At 45.0% G+C, this 20,003-nt stretch carries 16 protein-coding genes; 5 read left to right on the top strand and 11 right to left on the bottom strand.

The genetic code is table 11. The features are described from left to right. Positions 1–750 carry an electron transfer flavoprotein subunit beta/FixA family protein gene (locus ABXT70_RS06375; RefSeq protein ID WP_443642489.1) on the top strand — a complete coding sequence of 250 codons (750 nt, stop codon included), beginning with the start codon at positions 1–3 and terminating at the stop codon, positions 748–750. 10 nt (positions 751–760) lie between these two features. Further along, positions 761–1,690 carry an FAD-binding protein gene (locus ABXT70_RS06370; RefSeq protein ID WP_443642337.1) on the top strand — a complete coding sequence of 310 codons (930 nt, stop codon included), beginning with the start codon at positions 761–763 and terminating at the stop codon, positions 1,688–1,690. 485 nt (positions 1,691–2,175) lie between these two features. Here ABXT70_RS06370 and ABXT70_RS06365 read toward each other — a convergent pair whose 3' ends face one another. Continuing rightward, positions 2,176–3,939 carry an acyl-CoA dehydrogenase family protein gene (locus ABXT70_RS06365; RefSeq protein ID WP_443642336.1) on the bottom strand — a complete coding sequence of 588 codons (1,764 nt, stop codon included), beginning with the start codon at positions 3,937–3,939 and terminating at the stop codon, positions 2,176–2,178. A gap of 155 nt (positions 3,940–4,094) precedes the next feature. Between ABXT70_RS06365 and ABXT70_RS06360 the strand changes: the two genes are divergently transcribed. Next, positions 4,095–4,523, top strand: coding sequence for a MaoC family dehydratase (locus tag ABXT70_RS06360; protein WP_443642335.1), 429 nt, complete (start codon positions 4,095–4,097; stop codon positions 4,521–4,523). Positions 4,524–4,529: 6 nt separating this feature from the next. Here ABXT70_RS06360 and ABXT70_RS06355 read toward each other — a convergent pair whose 3' ends face one another. The 3 genes from ABXT70_RS06355 to rluC all read right to left on the bottom strand — a co-directional run bounded on the left by ABXT70_RS06355 (position 4,530) and on the right by rluC (position 8,384). Beyond that, entirely contained in the window at positions 4,530–5,636 is a 1,107-nt protein-coding gene (locus ABXT70_RS06355) for a hypothetical protein (protein ID WP_443642334.1), read from the bottom strand. Positions 5,637–5,717: 81 nt separating this feature from the next. After that, positions 5,718–7,331, bottom strand: a complete 1,614-nt coding sequence (locus ABXT70_RS06350; protein WP_443642333.1) for an acyl-CoA synthetase — start codon at positions 7,329–7,331, stop codon at positions 5,718–5,720. A gap of 87 nt (positions 7,332–7,418) precedes the next feature. Continuing rightward, positions 7,419–8,384, bottom strand: a complete 966-nt coding sequence (rluC, locus tag ABXT70_RS06345; RefSeq protein ID WP_443642332.1) for a 23S rRNA pseudouridine(955/2504/2580) synthase RluC — start codon at positions 8,382–8,384, stop codon at positions 7,419–7,421. A 628-nt stretch (positions 8,385–9,012) separates the two neighbouring features. On the opposite strand from rluC, the gene rne reads away from it, so the two are divergent. Then, positions 9,013–11,811, top strand: a complete 2,799-nt coding sequence (gene rne / locus ABXT70_RS06340) for a ribonuclease E (protein WP_443642331.1) — start codon at positions 9,013–9,015, stop codon at positions 11,809–11,811. Between the two features lie 7 nt (positions 11,812–11,818). Here the strand turns inward: rne and murB are convergent, their stop codons facing one another. The 5 genes from murB to ABXT70_RS06315 form a co-directional block, all read right to left on the bottom strand. Further along, positions 11,819–12,877: a UDP-N-acetylmuramate dehydrogenase gene (gene murB / locus ABXT70_RS06335; protein WP_443642330.1), complete on the bottom strand. Its 1,059-nt coding sequence runs from the start codon at positions 12,875–12,877 to the stop codon at positions 11,819–11,821. Beyond that, entirely contained in the window at positions 12,877–13,647 is a 771-nt protein-coding gene (gene kdsB, locus ABXT70_RS06330) for a 3-deoxy-manno-octulosonate cytidylyltransferase (protein WP_443642329.1), read from the bottom strand. The genes murB and kdsB overlap by 1 nt, the downstream gene beginning before the upstream one ends. Beyond that, positions 13,647–13,829, bottom strand: a complete 183-nt coding sequence (locus ABXT70_RS06325) for a Trm112 family protein (protein ID WP_443642328.1) — start codon at positions 13,827–13,829, stop codon at positions 13,647–13,649. Before ABXT70_RS06325 ends, kdsB begins: the two co-directional genes overlap by 1 nt. A 29-nt stretch (positions 13,830–13,858) precedes the next feature. After that, positions 13,859–14,866, bottom strand: coding sequence for a tetraacyldisaccharide 4'-kinase (gene lpxK / locus ABXT70_RS06320; RefSeq protein WP_443642327.1), 1,008 nt, complete (start codon positions 14,864–14,866; stop codon positions 13,859–13,861). 163 nt (positions 14,867–15,029) lie between these two features. Then, a complete protein-coding gene (locus tag ABXT70_RS06315) occupies positions 15,030–17,459 on the bottom strand; it encodes a DNA internalization-related competence protein ComEC/Rec2 (protein WP_443642326.1) in 2,430 nt (809 codons plus the stop codon). Between the two features lie 117 nt (positions 17,460–17,576). Between ABXT70_RS06315 and ABXT70_RS06310 the strand changes: the two genes are divergently transcribed. Then, on the top strand, positions 17,577–18,083 hold the full coding sequence (locus tag ABXT70_RS06310; protein WP_443642325.1) for a DUF2062 domain-containing protein: 507 nt from the start codon (positions 17,577–17,579) through the stop codon (positions 18,081–18,083). Positions 18,084–18,087: 4 nt separating this feature from the next. Here ABXT70_RS06310 and ABXT70_RS06305 read toward each other — a convergent pair whose 3' ends face one another. Together ABXT70_RS06305 and ABXT70_RS06300 are read right to left on the bottom strand one after the other, a co-directional pair. Then, positions 18,088–18,765 carry an ABC transporter ATP-binding protein gene (locus tag ABXT70_RS06305; protein WP_443642324.1) on the bottom strand — a complete coding sequence of 226 codons (678 nt, stop codon included), beginning with the start codon at positions 18,763–18,765 and terminating at the stop codon, positions 18,088–18,090. Further along, complete coding sequence (locus ABXT70_RS06300) at positions 18,758–19,999, bottom strand: lipoprotein-releasing ABC transporter permease subunit (RefSeq protein WP_443642323.1); 1,242 nt, start codon at positions 19,997–19,999, stop codon at positions 18,758–18,760. The genes ABXT70_RS06305 and ABXT70_RS06300 overlap by 8 nt, the downstream gene beginning before the upstream one ends. Between the last annotated feature and the right edge of the window lie 4 nt (positions 20,000–20,003).

The following is a 20,003-nucleotide window of genomic DNA, read 5'->3' as shown; positions in this document are numbered from 1 at the left end:
ATGAAAGTTTTAGTTGGCGTAAAACGCGTACTAGACCCTCAGGTTAAGGCACGCGTTAAGGCAGACAAATCAGGTATCGACCTAACCAATGCCAAGATGACCATGAACCCGTTTTGCGAAAATGCTGTAGAAGAAGCCATTCGCCTACGTGAAGCAGGTAGCGTTGAAGAAGTTGTGGCAATATCTATTGGCGCAGCCAAGTCAGAAGAAACTCTACGTAACGCCCTAGCATTAGGTGCAGACCGTGCCATTTTAGTTCTCACTGAAGAAGTGTTGGAGCCGTTAGCCATTGCTAAAGTGCTTAAAGCCATTGTAGAAAAAGAAAATCCTGACTTAGTTTTGGTTGGCAAACAAGCCATCGATGATGAATGCAACCAAACAGGACAGATGTTGTCTGCCCTATTAGGCTGGCCACAAGCCACCTTTGCTTCAAAACTAGAACTTATTAATGGCAGAGCTCAGGTGACTCGAGAAGTTGACTCAGGTTTAGAAACCATTAACGTCAATATGCCTGCGGTAATTTCCGCAGACCTACGTTTAAACGAGCCACGTTATGCCTCTTTACCTAACGTAATGAAGGCCAAGCGCAAACCACTTGATAAGATAGACCTTATCGACTTAGGTTTAGACACAGCTAACCGCATGACGACCCTTGAAGTGATGGAGCCCCCTGCCCGTGCAGCTGGTGTGATGGTGGCAAGTGTTGCCGAATTAGTTGAAAAGCTACGTAACGAAGCCCAGGTTATTTAAGGAGTCCACTATGAGCATTTTAGTTATTGCAGAACATGATAACGCCAGCTTAGTTGGCGCTACTTTAAACACAGTGACCGCTGCCCAGCAAATTGGCGACGACATTGACTTACTTATTGCTGGTAACGGTTGTGACGCAGCGGCTCAAGCAGCGGCTCAAGTTGCTGGCGTAAACCGTGTGCTCATTGCAGACCACACTAACCTAGAAGGCCTACTAGCAGAAAATGTTGCCAACCTAGTGGTTTCACTAGCTGGCAACTACAGCCATGTGTTGACTGCTGCCACCACCTTTGGCAAAAACTTCATGCCTCGCGCTGCAGCTTTATTAGACATGAGTCAAATTTCTGAAATCAGCGAAGTTATTTCCACAGATACCTTTGTAAGACCTGTGTATGCAGGCAACGCCATGGCTAAAGTCCAATCTAGTGATAGCATCAAATTTATCACCATTCGTACTACCAAGTTTGAAGCCGCTGCTGAAACAGGTGGTTCTGCCACTGTGGAAGCTGTCGATGCCGTTACCGATTCTGGCCTTTCTCGTTTTATTGGTTTATCTTCCTCAGAATCTGAGCGTGTTGAACTGACCTCTGCTTCCATCGTTATTTCTGGTGGCCGTGGCATGCAAAACGGTGAAAATTTCCACATGTTGGATAGTGTTGCCGACAAACTAGGCGCCGCTGTGGGTGCATCTCGTGCCGCCGTAGACGCAGGCTTTGTGCCTAATGACTACCAAGTTGGACAAACGGGTAAAGTAATCGCTCCAGACCTATACATCGCTGTAGGCATTTCTGGTGCTATCCAACACTTGGCTGGCATGAAAGACTCTAAGACCATTGTTGCCATCAACAAAGACTCAGAAGCCCCTATCTTTCAGGTTGCCGATTATGGTTTAGTTGCAGACCTGTTTGAAGCAGTTCCAGAGTTAGAAAAAGCCCTATAAGCTACAACGCTTTGGTATAACCAGAATATGTCGCTCAGGATGACGCGATGGTGTTATAGACCATGACAGCGAGTAACAACAGGCACCACCACCAAAAAACCAGCTATTTGCTGGTTTTTTTATTTGATTGAGAAAGTAATTCGATGTTTTTCAGCTACCACTGCAAGGTCAATGATATGGTGCATTACTTTTAAGCCATAGGCGATAACTACTAAGGTAAAACACATATTTTCTTGTAATGTTTTGAACAAGCTTCTTACTTGCACTTAAATAGACACGGGTAGGCCAATACCGGCTCGTCACAATCCACAGGCCTTGGTTTGAGGTCACAAGCAAGGCACTAACAATACGCTAACATTGACCGCCTAAGAGCCCGTGGGAGTAGTTGTTGATTAGGTTGGAATAATATCACCAATGTTCAGCCGTGGATTTAGACAGGCCAAATATCCTTATAACTGCACCGATGGAGCATGCCTCATGACCTATTACAGGTTGTCAGCACCAATTGCCATCACACTGCTGCTACCCGCGATAATAGAACGACGGTGAGCCTCAAAACGGGGTAATATGTGGTCTAAGTAATAAGCTACAGTAACCAGCTTATTAGCTTTAAAGCTCTCACTTTCTTCCATGGCCACTAAATCAGCACTACGAATCATTTGCCATGCACCACAAACGTAACCACTCAACATTAATAAATCAAAACTTATGGCCCCAGCAAACATCACGTCATCCTTGGCTTGCTGCAGTAATTGTTTGTAGCTAGACTCAAGCCCATCGATGGCTTCAGACATATTACCTCGATGCTGCTCACTCACAGCATGACCATGCAAGCTTAAGTCATCACGCATTTGCTGCACTAGATCAGCCATGGCTGCGCCTTGGTCGTATACAGTTTTTCTGCCCGCTAGGTCTAACGCCTGAATACCCGTAGTACCCTCGTAAATCGTAAGTATTCGAGCATCCCTCTGGTGTTGTGCAGCACCCGTTTCTTCAATGAATCCCATACCACCATGTATTTGCACACCTAATGAAGTAACCTCCTGAGATACCTCAGTACACCAACCTTTAGCAATGGGAGTTAATAACCCCACTCGCTTTAGTGCGAGGCCTCGGGTAGCAGCATCAGTTGCTTTGTGACTTAGATCAATCTGAGTTGCAGTTGCATAGGTAATGGCTCGACCCGCTTCAGTGAGGCTACGCATGGTCATCAACATTCTGCGCACATCCGGATGGTGGATGATTGCGCCACGCTGCTTAGTGCCTGGGGCAGCACACTGAACACGTTCTCGGGCATACTCTAGCGCACCTTGATAGGCGCGATCAGACAGGCTAACTCCTTGCAGGCCTACTAGTAAACGGGCGTTATTCATCATCGTAAACATGGCAACTAAGCCTTGATGGGGTTGGCCAACAAGATAACCAATAGCACCACCATTGTCACCATAACTCATGACACAGGTTGGGCTAGCATGAATACCCAGCTTGTGCTCTAAATTAATTGCGTAGACATCATTACGCTCACCCAAACTACCATCTCCATTAACCAAAAATTTAGGCACCAAAAACAAGGATATGCCTTTTACCCCGTCAGGGGCATCAGGTAATTTGGCTAATACTAGGTGAATGATGTTATCAGTCATGTCGTGATCACCCCAAGTGATATAGATCTTTTGACCTTTAACAAGAAAGTGATCGCCATTAGGTACAGCAGTGGTAGTTATAACAGCCAAATCTGTGCCTGCATGGGGCTCAGTAAGGTTCATCGTACCTGTCCATTCACCACTAATCATTTTAGTTAGGTAAATATCTTTCAAGTGTTCGCTGCCATGGGCAAATATGGCTTCTGTGGCGCCAGAAGTCAGCAAGGGGCAAAGCCCAAGAGACATGTTAGCTGCATTCATCATTTCCGCAACGGGCATAGAAAAACTGAAGGGCAACCCTTGTCCACCATATTGCTCGTCAAAATATAGGCTATTCCAGCCCCCTTGAGCGTATTTTTGATAGGCGTTCTTAAATCCATCAGCAGATTTAACACCACTTTCAGCTAACTTAACGCCCTGTTGATCGCCTGCATAGTTGATTGGAGACCAGACTTCACTCGCTAATTTATCAGCTTCTGATAGCACCGCTTGCAGTAGGTCTTCACTGGCATCTTCGTTGTCAATCGCTGCGGCAAAGTTAGGCAAATCAAGCAAGCGATTGACTACAAAATTCATTTCTTCTAAAGGGGCTTGATAGTCGTTCATTTTAATCGCTCTTTTAAATTAGTGTGTCGTGTGACGCCGAGGGTCGATTTGGCTTAATTTTAGCCTGACATTTGTAGCCAAGCGAAATAATGCCTATCATGCTGACCCACGGGTTCCACAAAGAACTCATGAGACAACTTTTAAAGGAGCAGCATGTGGCCAACCAACACGGGTATTATATAGAAGATTTAAGCATTGGTATGACGTCAAGCTATGAAAAAACTGTTACAGCAAAAGATATTGAAGCCTTTGCTGCAGTCACAGGCGACACTAACCCAGTACACTTAGACGCAGAATACGCTGCAACTACGCCATTTAAAGCGCGTATTGCTCACGGCATGATTAGCGCAGGAATAATTTCTACAGTGTTAGGAACACAGCTGCCTGGACCTGGCTGCATCTACTTAGATCAGCAGATTAAATTTAGAGCAGCAGTGTTTATAGACGACACCGTTGTAGCAACAGTTACAGTTGAGGATATTAACCAGCGCCGTGGCCGCGTCAGCCTAAAAACCCAGTGTTTTGTAAATGGCAAACTGGTGGCTGACGGCATGGCATCGATGATGGTCGACAAGAAAGGCTAGCTACGCTCAGATCTTGGCGGTTATGCGCCTTATTTCTTCTTCGCGTGCAATCAGTGTGCGTTTAAGTTCGAGGACCGTGTTATTCAATAGAAAAGCTTCGCCGTCTTTAGACTTTAATTGTTTACGTATATCTTTTTCACGTCTGGTAGTAGCAGACTTATCTAGCATCGTTCGATTTTTTAATTCCTTCATATCAGTCTCACTTTGCTCAAGTTCACCTTCTAAACGTTTTAATCGGTTAGACGATGCCAAGACCTTACTGGTGGACTTAGACATATTACGAGACTGGCTAGTAATCTCCCCTCGATACTTGCGCAATTCCTCATCTTGGCTGCGAATCTGACTAAACTGATTATCGTGAGTGACCGTACTTCTTGCCACTTCACCTTGTAAGTCTTGAATCTGGGAATTTAAAGCCATTTCCTTTTTGCCCCATTCGTCACGCAGCTTATCCAATTGATGCTTGTAATAGCTCATCTTGCTCTTTACTTTGCTGACGTTTTCTTGGTGACGGACCCCCTCTTCTTTCAAGCGGACATCAAGCTGTGTCTTGGCCTCATCACTACTTGTTTGTGCACGCTGCATTTCACCTTTAGACTCAGTTACTTTGTGACTCATAGAAATCATATTGGATTCGGCGGACTGCAAATTGCTGCGCAGCATTGCACGTTCAGCCTCCAAGTTTTTAACACTACGTTTGTGTTCACTCAACTGCAGACGCAACCGCTGGTTGGAGTCTTCTATAGCTTCTAGCTGAGCCTTGGACAAATAGAGCTCGTCTTCCAAAGATTTTCCATTAGCCGCCATAGGCGTATTATGGTTTGTTCCTAATTCCAGCTCTAAATGAGCATCTTTTAGGGCATTTTCCCAAATCAACTGTACTGACTGATAGACTGTTTCTGGCACATCTGGACGATGGTGGGATCCCATACTTCGATGAAAATCAACTTGACTTTCTTGCTTCACCCACCAACGCTCTAACCTGCTACGTAATTCGTCAGAGGCTTCAATATGCATTTTATCTGCAATAGCTTGCACACTTACTTGTTCGCCAGAGGACATCAGCTCATTAGCAAACTTGTGTACATTAGCTGTATCAATACGGTCATCCATTGGGTCTATATGTCTCCAATAATTACAAATAATCCAAACCATATGGTTTTAGATAATATTTAAAAGTTTACCTTATTTTATTCATGCTGGCACCATTTTGCGCAGCACAAATTTTTGAATTTTACCTGTGGCAGTTTTTGGTAAAGCCCCAAAAACAACATGTTTAGGCACTTTAAAACGTGCCATGTTGTCCTTACAATAGCCAATCAATTCTTCTGCCGTGACTAGTGCATCAGGTTTGAGCGTTATAAATGCACAGGGAGTTTCTCCCCATTTTTCGTCGGGCCTCGCCACTACTGCTGCTTCTAACACGGCAGGGTGACTATACAAGACTCCCTCAATTTCAATTGAAGAGATATTCTCTCCTCCTGAAATGATAATATCTTTGGCTCTGTCCTTAATTTCCATGTACCCGTCTTCGTGCCAAACAGCAAGATCTCCAGTACGGAACCATCCCCCTTCAAAGGCCTCAGCTGTAGCTGTTGGATTCTTAAGGTAACCTTTCATTACCATATTGCCACGTAGACATATTTCACCAATGGTTTCACCATCTTTAGGCACAGGCATCATTGTTGCTGTATTCATCACCATGTGATCCTCTTGAGCAGGACCTCTAACACCTTGGCGAGACTTTAACGCAGCTTGTTGCGACTTTGATAAGTGACCCCAAAGGTGGGGCTGCCACTCGCAAATAACACACGCCCCGTAAGTTTCTGTTAAGCCATAGACATGTGTGACCTCAAAACCCAAGTCTTCCATAGCTTCGATAACCGCAGCTGGAGGCGCCGCACCCGCTGTCATTACTTTCACTTGGTGCTGGATACCCTGTTTATACTGGTCATCGGCATTATTAATCATATTAAGCACAATAGGTGCACCACCAAAGTGCGTCACTTTCTCTTGCCTAATAAGCTGGAGCATGGTTTCTGGTTTTAAATGGCGAATAAATACATTGGTTCCAGCCAATAAGGCTGTGGTCCATGGAAAGCACCAGCCATTACAATGAAACATGGGCACAATGGTCATAAACTTTGGGTACTTCGGCATATCCCAGCTGAAGGCCATACTCATGGCCGTTAAATAGGCTCCTCGGTGATGATAAACCACCCCTTTAGGGTTGCCTGTAGTGCCCGATGTATAATTTAAACTGATAGCTTGCCACTCATCATCTGGCATTTCCCAATGACTATCCCTGTCGCCTTCTGCAATAAGCTTTTCATAGGTCAGTTCGCCTATGAGTCGACCACCCTCAAAAGTCGGGTCATCTATATCTACTACTAAGGGTTTTGCTTCACACAAGGTTAGCGCAAGGGCAACAGTCTCAGAGAACTCACGATCTACAAATACCACTTTGGTTTCTGCATGATCAAAAATAAAAGCAATAGTCTTTGCGTCTAAACGGGTATTGATCGCATTAAGCACTGCACCCGCCATCGGCACAGCATAATGAGACTCAAACAATTCTGGTCCGTTATGGGACACTACGGATACTGTGTCTCCTAAACCAACACCTCTGTTTTTAAGGGCATTAGCCATAGCACAAGAACGTTGATAAGTTTGTAACCACGTGCGACGTAGGTCGCCATAGACTTGAGCTTCTATAGATGGATACACCTCTGCAGCTCGTTTAAGCAACGATAAAGGCGAAAGACTTTGAAAGTTAGCCTGGTTTTTATCGAGAGCAGTGTTATACATAAGCGGCACCTAGGAGTGTATTTAGACGGACTGCAGCATAGCTAAAGAAATCAAATAGCACCAGCACAAGTACGCATTAGTCGGACATTAGCTCAAACGTTCAACGGCGTTTTGTAGGCGCTGATCTAAGGGTGCGCGTACATCAATTTTCTTTTCTGTACTCGGATCAACCAAGCGCAACTGGGCTGCATGTAAGAATAGACGATTTAACCCTAACTGCCGTTGCAGCTGATTAATTTCATCGACACCGTACTTAGGGTCACCTACGATAGGGTGGCCCATATGCTGGCAATGCACACGAATTTGATGGGTTCTGCCGGTAATAGGCCTAGCCTCAATTAAGGTAAACTGACCTAAGCTTTGTAACACTCTATATCGCGTAATACTGCGCTTACCTTCCTGAACAACCCGCACCATCCGTTCACCAGATTGTACGACATTCTTCAGCAGCGGCGCATCCACTTTTTGACAAGATTTGGGCCAACCTCCGATCACTAACGCTTGATACATCTTGTCGATGCCACCGTCCCTAAGTTGGGCATGAATAGCCCTTAACGTAGAGCGCTTTTTGGCAACCATGATACAACCTGATGTATCTCTATCTAAACGATGCACAAGTTCCAGAGAACGTTCATTAGGAAATAGCTGACGTAAACTTTCAATTAAACCTAAGTTAATGCCGCTGCCACCATGAACAGCTAAGCCATGAGGTTTATTAATAATCAATAAGCCTGGACTTTCATACAAAATAGCGTCACGTAACTGTTTTTCTAAACCTTTGCCGACTGCAGCTGGCGCATTAGGCTCTGGCAGTTTAACCGGCGGAACACGCACTATGTCACCATTTTTTAGCTTATAGTCAGGCTTAATACGGCCTTTATTGACGCGCACCTCTCCCTTCCTGACGATACGGTATATAAAGCTTTTGGGCGCACCTTTAAGCTGGGTAATGAGAAAATTATCGATACGCTGACCTGCCCTATCTTCATCAATAGAGACAAATTTAACAGCGGTGGCGGTCAATGCAGGAGGAGGTGTCGGCTTTTGTGGCATAAATGGAAAACTAATGACTTTATTAATTGCGGGCTAAGGGCGAGAATGGTAACATAAGGGCTACTGAAACTGACACTAATTCAGTGACTGGGTACAAATTTAATGACCCATTTCAGTTAACCAATTTTTAGGTGGGGCCTGACAAACCCAACCCGTTGATTTTGCCGTTTTATGCTTAATGTATACCTAGCACCGCAAAATCCAAATGAAATAGGCTGTAACTCGGTGTATTCCCAGTTATTTAACGTAAAACCACCCGTTTTACCCAGTTACGGCGAATTAATTTATGCTTGGTGTTTAGGTGTAGATGTACCCTACCCATGGACTGGTCTGAACAAAAATTACAGTGCTGAGGCAAGCACACAGGGACAGTAGCTAAATCAATAGAATAAACAGGGCCATTTTTGAATTTAAATTGAGCTGCTGGTGAGTTAACTTACACGTTAACCTATATGATTAATATTGTTAGAATACTCAGACCAATAACATAATTTGGAATGCACAGTGCAATTCAAATTTATCCGAGAAGGTAACGGTTTCCTGCACCGTAAGGGCTTTTATTAGCTTTCGTACACCCGTAAAAATATTAATTGCCGTAGGGTAAATGGGCTTCAAGAAATTGAAAACCATGAAAAGAATGCTCATTAATGCAACCCACTCTGAAGAGTTGCGCGTTGCACTGGTCGATGGCCAGCGTATGTACGACCTAGATATCGAATCTGGTGCTCGTGAACAAAAAAAGGCCAATATTTACCGTGGCCGCATCACCCGTGTAGAACCTAGCTTAGAGGCTGCGTTTGTTGACTATGGTTCAGAACGCCATGGTTTCTTACCCCTTAAAGAAATTTCTCGAGAGTACTTTAAAGACCCGTCACAAAGTGGCCGTTCTAGTATTCGTGAACTTGTTAAAGAAGGTCAGGAAATTGTTGTTCAAGTGGACAAAGAAGAACGTGGCAATAAAGGCGCAGCCTTAACCACATTCATTAGTCTTGCTGGCCGTTATTTAGTATTAATGCCTAATAACCCACGTGCCGGCGGTATTTCTCGTCGCATTGAAGGTGAAGAACGGTCTGAACTACGTGACGTAATGAACCAACTTACTGTGCCTGCTGAGTCGGGCGTAATTGTTCGCACCGCAGGTATTGGCCGCAGTGCTGAAGAAATTCAGTGGGACCTAGATTATTTACAGCAGTTGTGGGAATCCATCACCGCAGCTTCTGACAAACATCCAGCACCCTTCCTAATATACCAAGAAAGCAACGTTATCATTCGCGCTATGCGTGATTATCTGCGTCAAGACATTGGCGAAGTATTGATCGACGAGCCTAAGGTTCACCAAGACGTATTAAGCTTTGTGCAACAAGTGATGCCTAGTTATGAGAACAAAATTAAGCTCTATGACCAGGACATACCACTATTCAACCGTTTCCAAATTGAATCACAAATTGAAACCGCTTTCCAACGTGAAGTAACGCTTCCTTCTGGTGGCGCCATTGTAATCGATCCAACAGAAGCGTTGGTGTCTATCGACATTAACTCAGCTCGTGCTACTAAGGGCAGCGACATCGAAGAAACGGCATTAAATACAAACTTAGAAGCCGCAGAAGAGATTGCTCGACAGTTACGTTTACGTGACATGGGCGGTTTAGTAGTGATTGATTTTATCGACATGGGCCCAATGCGTAACCAACGTGCAGTAGAAAACAAACTACGTGATAGCCTAAAGCTAGATCGTGCTCGTGTGCAGGTTGGCCGTATTTCTCGCTTTGGCTTAATGGAAATGTCTCGCCAGCGTTTGCGTCCCTCATTGGGCGAAACATCGGGTATCGTTTGCCCACGTTGTAGCGGCCAAGGCAGCATCCGTGATGTTGCATCATTGGCGTTGTCTATCATTCGTTTAATCAACGAAGAAGCAAGCAAGGACCGCTCCGCAGAAATTCGTGTAGTATTGCCAGTTAATATGGCAACCTATCTACTAAATGAGAAACGTGCTGAAATTCTAGAAGTAGAAAAAACTGTCGGTGTTCGCGTAGTGATTATTCCGAACCCACAAATGGATACACCTCATTTCGAAGTCAGCCGCTTACGGGATGACCATGAATCAGCTCAAGTAGGTGAAACTAGCTACGAAATAGACTTGATTCAACATAATTTTGATGCCAAAGAGTTTGATGCTAAAACGCCACTAGCCATGGAAAAACCAGCAGTGGAAAGCATGCAGCCGGCCAAACCAGCACCACAAATAGAAGCTTCTGCATCTGGCAAAGCCAGAATGACTCCAGTGAAAGCTGCTAAGCCTGCTGGTATAGGTGCACGTATGGTTCGCGCCTTAGGCCGTTTAGTTAACGGCGACCCGAAAGTCAAAGTAGATGAAAAAGCACCCGTTAAAAGCTCTTCAGCTCGCAACGAGTCACGCAACGGTCCTCGCAATACTCAAAGCCGCAACCAAAACGATGATCGTCGTCGTGGACGTAACGGCAACCGACGCAATGATCCTCGCAGCGATTCACGTGAAGAAAAGCGTAACGAAGCAAATACAGACTCACGTAACGCGCCTCGTAACGAAGCCAATGTGGACTCTCGTAATGAAGAACGTAAGAATGACCGTAACACAGATGAAAAACGCAGCAATCGTCGCCAGGACACTCGCAACAAGAGCCGTGAGCCAAAGGTAGCTGAAGTAGTAGAGGCTGTAGTTACACAGGCGCCTGCAGTAGCAGAGGAAGCCTTTGAATCCAATGCAAACCGCACCCGTGATCAAAAGCGACGTCGCGATCGCAGTGGTAAACGCAGCAACCCTAAGCCACAAGTTGAGGAAACCTCAGAAGCGAATAACGAAACAGTTGCTGAAGAGATTTTAGACGTTAATGTTGCAGTCCAAATCGAAGCAGTCCCTACTGTAGGAGTTGAGACTAACTCTGAAGTTGAAGTTGAAGCAACCTCTAAAAAAGAAACTTCAGATAAGAAGCCTCGTCAGCGTAAACCACGTGAACGCAAGCCGAAAGAAGCTAAAACGACTGCAGCCGTAGTTGAAACATCTGCAGCAAGTGAACAACCTCCTGCTGAAGCTGTTGTTGAAAACGCTAGCGAAGTAGTAGTTGAAACTGTGACTGAAGTGGTTGCTGAAGCTCCTGTAGAAGCAAAGGCTAAAACTCCTGCAAAAGCAAAGACCAAAACTCCCACAGAAACTCCTGCCGAAGAAAAGACTGAAGCAATTGTTGAGGTATTGGTGAAAAAGGCCACTGAAGCAGTCATTGAGAAAACTGCTGAAACCGAAGCAGTGGTCATTCTAGAAGAAGTGCAGCCAGCATCTGCTGATGAAGCACCTGCTCCTCGCTCTTCTCGCCCACGTGCTCACAATGACCCTCGTGAGAAACGTCGTCGTGAAAAAGCTGAAGCAGAGAAATCTTCAGCTAACAAAGGCTAACCTAACCTTATAGGTAAAACTCGCCTCGGTTGTCAAACAACCGAGGTTCTATTTCTAACGTGACGCCAAACTTCACGGCCACATCGGCTTTAATCCGTTTAGCCAAATCCAAAACTTCCTTACCCGTAGCGCTGCCTGAACAAACCAAAACTAATGCTTGGTACTCATGAACACCCACTTCTCCTTGTCTAAAACCTTTCCAACCTAATTGGTCAATCAACCAACCAGCAGCTAATTTATGCTTCTTTGGGTCCACAGCGTAAGTCACAAGGCCTGGCCACTGTTGTGCTAATGCCTGCTTTTGTCCATTACTTACCATAGGGTTTTTAAAAAAACTGCCTACATTAGGAATCTTTTTTGGGTCTGGCAGCTTCGAACGGCGAATATGGATCACAGCATCGCGTACCTGTTGTGGCGAGGCACTTATTGCAGGCTTACCCAACTGTGATGTAATGGTATCTTCAATAATACCATAGCTGACCTTAGGCTCAGTATCGCGGCTCAAGAGCAGCCGCACTTGGGTGATGATCCAGCACTGATGGCGTTTAAATACACTGTCTCTGTAACCAAACTCGCAGTCAGCGGAGGACAGCTCAAACTCTTCTCCAGTATCAAAATCAAACACCTGAACACCACCAAGGCAGTGTTTAAGCTCTACACCATAAGCGCCAATATTTTGAATAGGTGCGGCACCTACCTGCCCTGGAATCAGAGACAAATTTTCTAAGCCACTAGCACCACGCATGATCGATTCTTCAACCAGCAGATCCCACTCATAACCCGCTTGCACACTAACAATAAAATTTTTAGATATTCTATCTAAGGATTTTTCGGCCGGCCAAAACACCTGATCCATTGCCATAAACATAACTAAACCGTCAAAGTCTTGAGTTAATACAAGGTTGCTACCACCGCCTAACAGCAGCCATGGGCAGTGCTTATCCTGACAAAATTGACGAGCTGCACGCAAATCAGCAATACAGTTTACCCTAACAAAATAGGCAGCTTTAACGTCTAAACTTAACGTATTATATGGTTTAAGGCTAATGCTGTGTTGTAGTTCCATTAACTTTCCAAGGCTGTTGAAGCTAGGAATTCACGCATCCGATTTAAGTCTTCAAGTGTGTCGACACCAGCAGGCATGCCTTCAGGAGCTAAGTCCACATGAATACTTTCGCCATAATGTAACGCTCTAAGTTGCTCAAGGGTTTCAAGGGTTTCATAGCTTGACTGCGGCCAGCTCACATAGCGGTGCAAAAAACCTACTCGATAAGCATAAAGCCCTATGTGGCGCAGGTACACATCCTTGTGCGCAAGCTTATTTTCGTCTTCATTCCAACTCCGGTCCCAGGGCAAAGGAGCACGAGAGAAGTACATGGCCATGTTAGCTGCGTTACGCACCAGTTTCACAGCATTAGTATCAAACACCTGTTCAAAGTCATCTATAGGCTCAGCTAAGGTCGCAATAGCCGCATTGGAGTACCGCTGTAAGTTATTAGCCACCTGATTGATTAAATTGGGAGGAATTAAAGGCTCATCCCCTTGTACATTCACCACAATATGATCATCTGGCAAAGCCAGATACTCTGCAACTTCTTGTAATCGATCAGTGCCCGTTGTGTGGTCTTCACGGGTCATGATGACCTTGTCACAAAAACCTTTTGCGTGATTTACAATGTCCATATGGTCTGTCGCTATATAGACCTGCGATGCATCACTCTTGCATGCCTGCTGGTAGACCCGCTGCAGCATACTTAAGCCACCAAGGTCCAACAGTGGCTTGCCTGGTAGGCGGCTCGAGTAGAACCGCGCTGGGATCACCACGGAAAAGTCCATTACGCTTGCTTCTCTTCATCTGTAAGGGGCCTTGCTTGCGCTTCTAATAACACCGGAATACCCGCATCAATAGGATAGGCTAAGCCACTGGCAGGACAAAAAAGTTCATTTGTCTGTGAATGATAAAACAGTTGGCCGTGGCTCACTGGGCAGGCAAGAACTTCTAATAACTTCTTATCCATGGGAATCCTTATTCAATGGGTGTCATAGGTTATAAACCTAATTGTAACAACAGCGCGTCGATTTGCGCAGGTGCAATAGTTAATGATTGAGTTGCGTATAACCAAGGCATTGGTGGTTGATTGTTGTTAGCTTGGGCCAATACCTTACATTTAACAGCATCTTTGGCAGTCATAATGAGTTTGTAGTTGGGCAGATCATGTACTTTGAATTGATAATGATCTGCATACTCTTGGCCGTCAACCTCGTAGCCACGATGACGTAAATCGTCAAAAAAACGTTTTGGGTGACCTATAGCAGCGATTGCATAAATTGGATTCTGAACATCAGGCCAGGGTACAACTAGGTTATCGTATACCCGCTTTAGCTGGTCGAGTTGAGGTATAAGGTGGCATAGCGCTTTACCTTGCATATGTTGCAATAATTGTTTACTTATAGTGCCGTTAGGCACACCAGTGGTGAATACTTGGTCCACTTGAGAGAGCCTTATAGCAGGTTCTCTTAGGGGGCCAGCTGGAATGCATAAACCATTACCAATGCCTCGGCTACCGTCAATCAAACACCACTCCACATCACCTTTAATAGCACTATGCTGCAAACCGTCATCACTAATAACTAAGTCAAATTGTTGTTGCTGTGCTAGCCAAGCAATACTGGATTTTCGGCACCAACCTACTACTACGGGTACACCAGTTAACTGACTCAATAATAACGGCTCATCGCCAACGGTATGAGCGTCATCTTCTGTACTTACGCAATGTGGCCCGGGCCCTACCTTACCCCCGTACCCTCTACTGATAATTGCACAGCGCAAACCTTTATTTTTTAAGGCCGCAACAAGGGCTACCACTAAAGGTGTTTTACCTGTGCCACCAATAGTAATGTTTCCTATTACCACTAGGGGTAGCGGGTTTATGCCCGCTTTAATTTGCCTAGACAGGTGCCAAGCCTTAAGCCATAAGTACAGACTAGCAAAGGGCCATAATAAGTATAACCACCAAGCCCCTCTATACCATGCGTTGAGTAATTTCTGAGTCACCTTGGTTCCATATTGAGCCCATACTTAGCTATCATTTGTCTATCGATTCGCCATCGCTTGACATTACTGCAGATTAATCTGTAATACATGCCTCTATGACATTATTATAACCCACACCAGAGTGCTATCAAGCACTTATATATAGTGCTTACGTATAGCACCGCTAGGGCACATATGGGATCACTTGATATTCACCATTAGTTTCAAATACCACCCGTATTTGACCGTGACGGCCAGTGTTATACCAATGACTACCATGGCGCCAATAGGTATCGGTAATCTGTTCATGGGGGTGGCCATATGAATTATTTTTCCCTGCAGAAACCAACACGTATGCAGGCCTTACCTGGGTTAAAAGCTTTTCTGTAGATGAGGTTTTACTGCCATGATGGGGTGCGATCAGCACGTCGCTAGCAAGGGTCATGCCGCCTGATTTACTAGCAATTTTCACCAACAAATCTTCTGCCTTAGCTTCAATATCTCCAGCAATTATCACCTGCCTACCATATACATTAAGCAATATCACACAAGAGGCATTATTGCCTGATAGGCCATAATCTGCCAAAGCAATTTGGCGCCACATAAGTTTGTCATCAGAATCTTGCCAGAGGTTTTCCCAAGCTGTACTAACACAACGACTCACCTTTATTGCAGCCGTAACTAGGTCTTGCTCCCGTTTTGCTTTACTTTCTGAGGGTAATATTAGACGTTGCACCGTTTGCTGCTGCAGCAACGCATCTAGGCCACCACTATGATCCATATCCCAATGACTTATTACCAACACATCAAGCTGGTTCACACCTTGGGCCAGCATCTCTGGCAAAATCACTGCGTCTACCAAATTAAAACCACTGCGATAACGATTACCAACGTCATAAAGCATATTTTGTTCGCCTTGACGCACCCAAACGCTCAAACCCTGGCCTACATCTAACATTGTGACTACAACCCGTGGCTGAATATGAGTTTGGCTTTTAGGGAAATTGGTTTCAAAGATCTGAATCATTATAAAAAACACAAGCGGCATCAGTAACATCAATACTGGCCAGTGCCAACGCCTTATAACTAGACAGAGGCACCCAACTATTAAGGTAGACACCCAGACTTCGAGTGGCAACCAAGCCACAAACACCTGAGACCAAGTGAATCCTGCAAGAGATTCTAACCCTTGCCATAACAAGGACAAGGTTATGTCTATGCCAGTGAAAAAAAACTGTGGAAGGGTGGTAAAAATTGTAGCAATACTAATTAGTAGTAAGGCAGGAATGAGCAACACACTAAACAGCGGCACTAAGAAGATATTTACTAGGGGGCCAACAAGGCTCACATAGCCAGTGCCCAATGCAATCACGGGCACTAACAACAAAGACAAAGCACCTTGGGCTGCTAATAACTGTATAACCCGATGCCACCATCGCTGACTAGCTGACTGATACCACACTAAACCTAAGGCAAATACAGCAGTATAAGACAACCAAAAGCCTAAGCTGGAGGCGCTGATGGGTTGCAAGACAAGAGTCACAAAAAACGCGATAAATAATCGTTGAGTAAAGCTCAACTGCAAACCCCACATAGAGCCCCACATCAGACCAGCTAACATAATAACCGCTCGCTGTGCTGGCAAACCAAAACCACTAAGCAACGCAAAACCTATGGCGGCGCCTAAACCTACCCACGCACCCACTCGTATACCCAAACTACTATGGATACTAAAGGGCAATATCAATAAACGCATCAAAAGCATCACTAACACGGCCACCAAACCCACGTGCAGTCCAGAAATCACCAGCAAGTGGGTTGTGCCAGTAGCTGCTAGCACCCGCCATTGTTTTGCTGTTAGAGCTGAGGTTTGACCAACAACAAGAGCGCCCCACAAAGCAATAGATTCAGGCGACATAGATCGTGTTTCGGCATAGCTCTGTAAGCCCTGCCATAGCTTCTCGCGCAGCTGTTCCAATGACAACTTTGGCGAACTTATAACGCTACAAGTGTTTCCGGTAACGAGCCATTGCTTAACGTAACCAGACGCTACTTGGCCCTCTAGCTGGCTCCAACGAACATAGTCATAATTTTGCAGATTGTGGTAGTTTTTAGCACCTTTTAAACGCACGATCAATTCAACCTTGTGGCCAATTAAACCTGCTAGGCCCAAGGCTTGATCCAAGGCTTTTAGTTTAGGTTGAGCAACGTCCGTATAGGGATAAATGTTCACTTTTACTTTCCCAAGCAGCGGTTGTGACAACGCCTTATAGACAGGTTTAGCTCCTTTGTTATCTGCCACTATAGGCACATCGACTTGAGCATCGCTTAGGAGCAGACTGAGGCCCGCATAGTTAGATGTAAGTTTGGATACACAAGCATTGATACGTAGATCCTTACCAACCCATGGCTGAGGAAACTGACTATAAACATGATCATACTGGCCCGCACTGGCCAGCAAAAATGTAATCAGGCCTAAGGCGGCTTTGCGACGTGTATAAGCTACTAAAAGTCCACTCAATAACACGATGACTAGGTAGAGGCCATTTACAAAGCCGAACTCAGCCCAACCTAAACACCAAAACAGTAAAAAAAACAAACCATTTATATACATAATGTCTCATCCTTGAGTGCACTAAACCTTGGCTTAGTTTGTATATAAGCGCATAATCAGTGAATAAGGCCTGCGCCTGAAAAACGTCTTACCCGCTACTATTAATAAGGTTAGTTCATGCCGCGTAAGTTTTTTAAACGCATCAGCCCAAATCCAGAAAAATTGACTAAATATCAATCGCTTGGCTGGTTAAGCAAGTTAATGCACGATACTCAGTTGTGGGGATTCAAACGTACAAGTGTAGCTAAGGGCTGCGCTATAGGCCTTTTTTGTTGCATGATTCCTATGCCACTCCAAATGCTCCTAGCAGCTAGCATAGCTCTTGTTTGGAAAGCTAACATTCCACTGTCTGTAGCTTTGGTTTGGGTTAGTAACCCACTCACCATGGCACCTATCTTATACGCCAACTACAAATTTGGATCTTGGATACTACAAACGCCTGCCTATCAGTTGGACTTTGAATGGTCTAGGAGTTGGCTATTTCAACAGCTGCACATGCTATGGAAGCCCCTGTATGTCGGCTCTTTTGCTGGTGGCCTGATTTTGGCTGTGGCTGCTTTTTTTACCGTACAATTACTTTGGAGCTGGCAGGTTAAACGTAACTGGCTTAAACGTAAACGTTAGTTAGCTAGCTCGTTAGTTTTCCATCTTGCAACTTTAGTTGTGAATCCAGTTGGCCGGCTAACTCTAGGTCATGGGTAACCGCAACAAAAGCAGTCCCTAGATCTGACTGCAGTTGTTTTAGTAACCCCAAAGTTTGTTGTGCATTGTGGCGATCTAAATTACCTGTGGGTTCATCCATCAGCAAGCATGCTGGTTCATTAATTAGTGCGCGAGCTATGGCAACACGTTGTCGTTCTCCACCGGACAGAGCTCCAGGCCTATGGCTAGTACGATCTCCTAAATCCACCCTTTGTAACATTGCCAAGGCTTTTTGTTCTGCTTTAGCAGGTTTATTACCTGCCATAATATGGGGCAGCATAACGTTTTCTAAGGCGCTAAATTCTGCTAATAAATGATGGAACTGGAATACAAAGCCTAGACGTTGGTTACGCAACTTGGCCGCTTGATTACCGTTTAGATCAGACAAACATTCACCCACAACCAATACCTCACCGGCATCTGGCTGTTCTAGACCTGCCAGCAGCTGCAACAAGGTGCTTTTGCCAGAACCCGAACTGCCAATGATAGCCATACTTTGGGCTTGGGCTAGCTGTAAATCTAAACCTTTAAGTACATCCACCTGCCGCTCGCCATCTTTGAATGACTTCACTAACCCAGTAGCTTGTAATACCCAATTACTCATGACGTAACACCTCTGCTGGCTCTACTTTTGATGCTCGCCAGGCTGGATAAAGTGTCGCCATGACACATAGGATAAAAGAGCTAATACTGATTAAAAGCACATCTTCCAAATTAACTTGAGAAGGAAAATAACTAATAAAATAAACGTCAGCGCTAAGTACTTTAAAACCAAATACTTGTTCAGCCCAGTCAACAATACCAGTAATATTAAGTGCCAGCACAACACCTATTAATGTGCCCAATAAAGTCCCTAAAAACCCGATGATGCTGCCTTGAACAATAAAAATGCCCATGACATCTCTTTGACTTGCCCCAAGAGTTCTCAGAATCGCGATGTCAGCCTGCTTCTCAACCACTAGCATCACCAATGTAGAAACGATGTTAAACGCCGCTACGGCAACCACAAGCATCAATAACAGCCCAAGCATGCGGCGCTCTAACTGAATGGCTTGAAATAAACTACCGTGGGTCCTTGTCCAGTCACTGGTCCAGTATTGACCAGGCAATTGCAATGCAACTTGCTGTGCTTTCGCTGGGGCAGTGAATAAATCGTCCAGCTTCAATCGCAAACCTTCCACCCCACCGCCTAAGCGTTTTAGCTTACTGGCATCAGCAATATGCATAATTGCCAAATTAGCATCTAATTCTGCACCCACTTTAAAAATGCCAACCAAGTTGAAACGCTTCAAACGAGGAATAATGCCTGCTACGGTCAGTGAAGCTTCAGGCAAAAATAAAGTCACCTTGTCACCCAACCGTGCACCTAATTGGCGAGCCAGTAGATCGCCCATAAGAATATTAAATTCTCCAGCCTTGAGGTCTGACACAGTGCCATGGGTCATGTGATTTGGCAATATAGACACTCTAGCTTCGGCTTCTGGTTCGATACCATGTAACAACACTGGTTGGACTCTACCCAGGTTGTTAAACATACCTTGCCCATGTACAAAAGGAGCCACGCCAACAACACCTTCAACCTGCATTGCCAGCTTCGCAGGGTGTTGCCAATCCATAATTGGTTTGGCAGTTTGAACAATTGCATGGGGTACCATGCCTAAAATACGTTGTCGTAGCTCTTGATCAAAGCCGTTCATCACCGACAGCACTAGTATGAGTACCGTAACGCCAAGCACTAAGCCCAACATAGAAATGAGTGAAATAAAGGAAATGAAGTGGTTTTGCCGCTGAGCTCGGGTGTATCTTAGGCCAACAGTCAAAGCAATAGATTGAAACATAAGT

The sequence above is a fragment of the Candidatus Njordibacter sp. Uisw_039 genome (assembly GCF_047730075.1).
Taxonomy (GTDB): domain Bacteria; phylum Pseudomonadota; class Gammaproteobacteria; order Pseudomonadales; family Balneatricaceae; genus Njordibacter.
The sequence above is the reverse complement of the archived record's forward strand: the minus strand, read 5'-3'. Positions and strand labels throughout refer to the sequence as shown.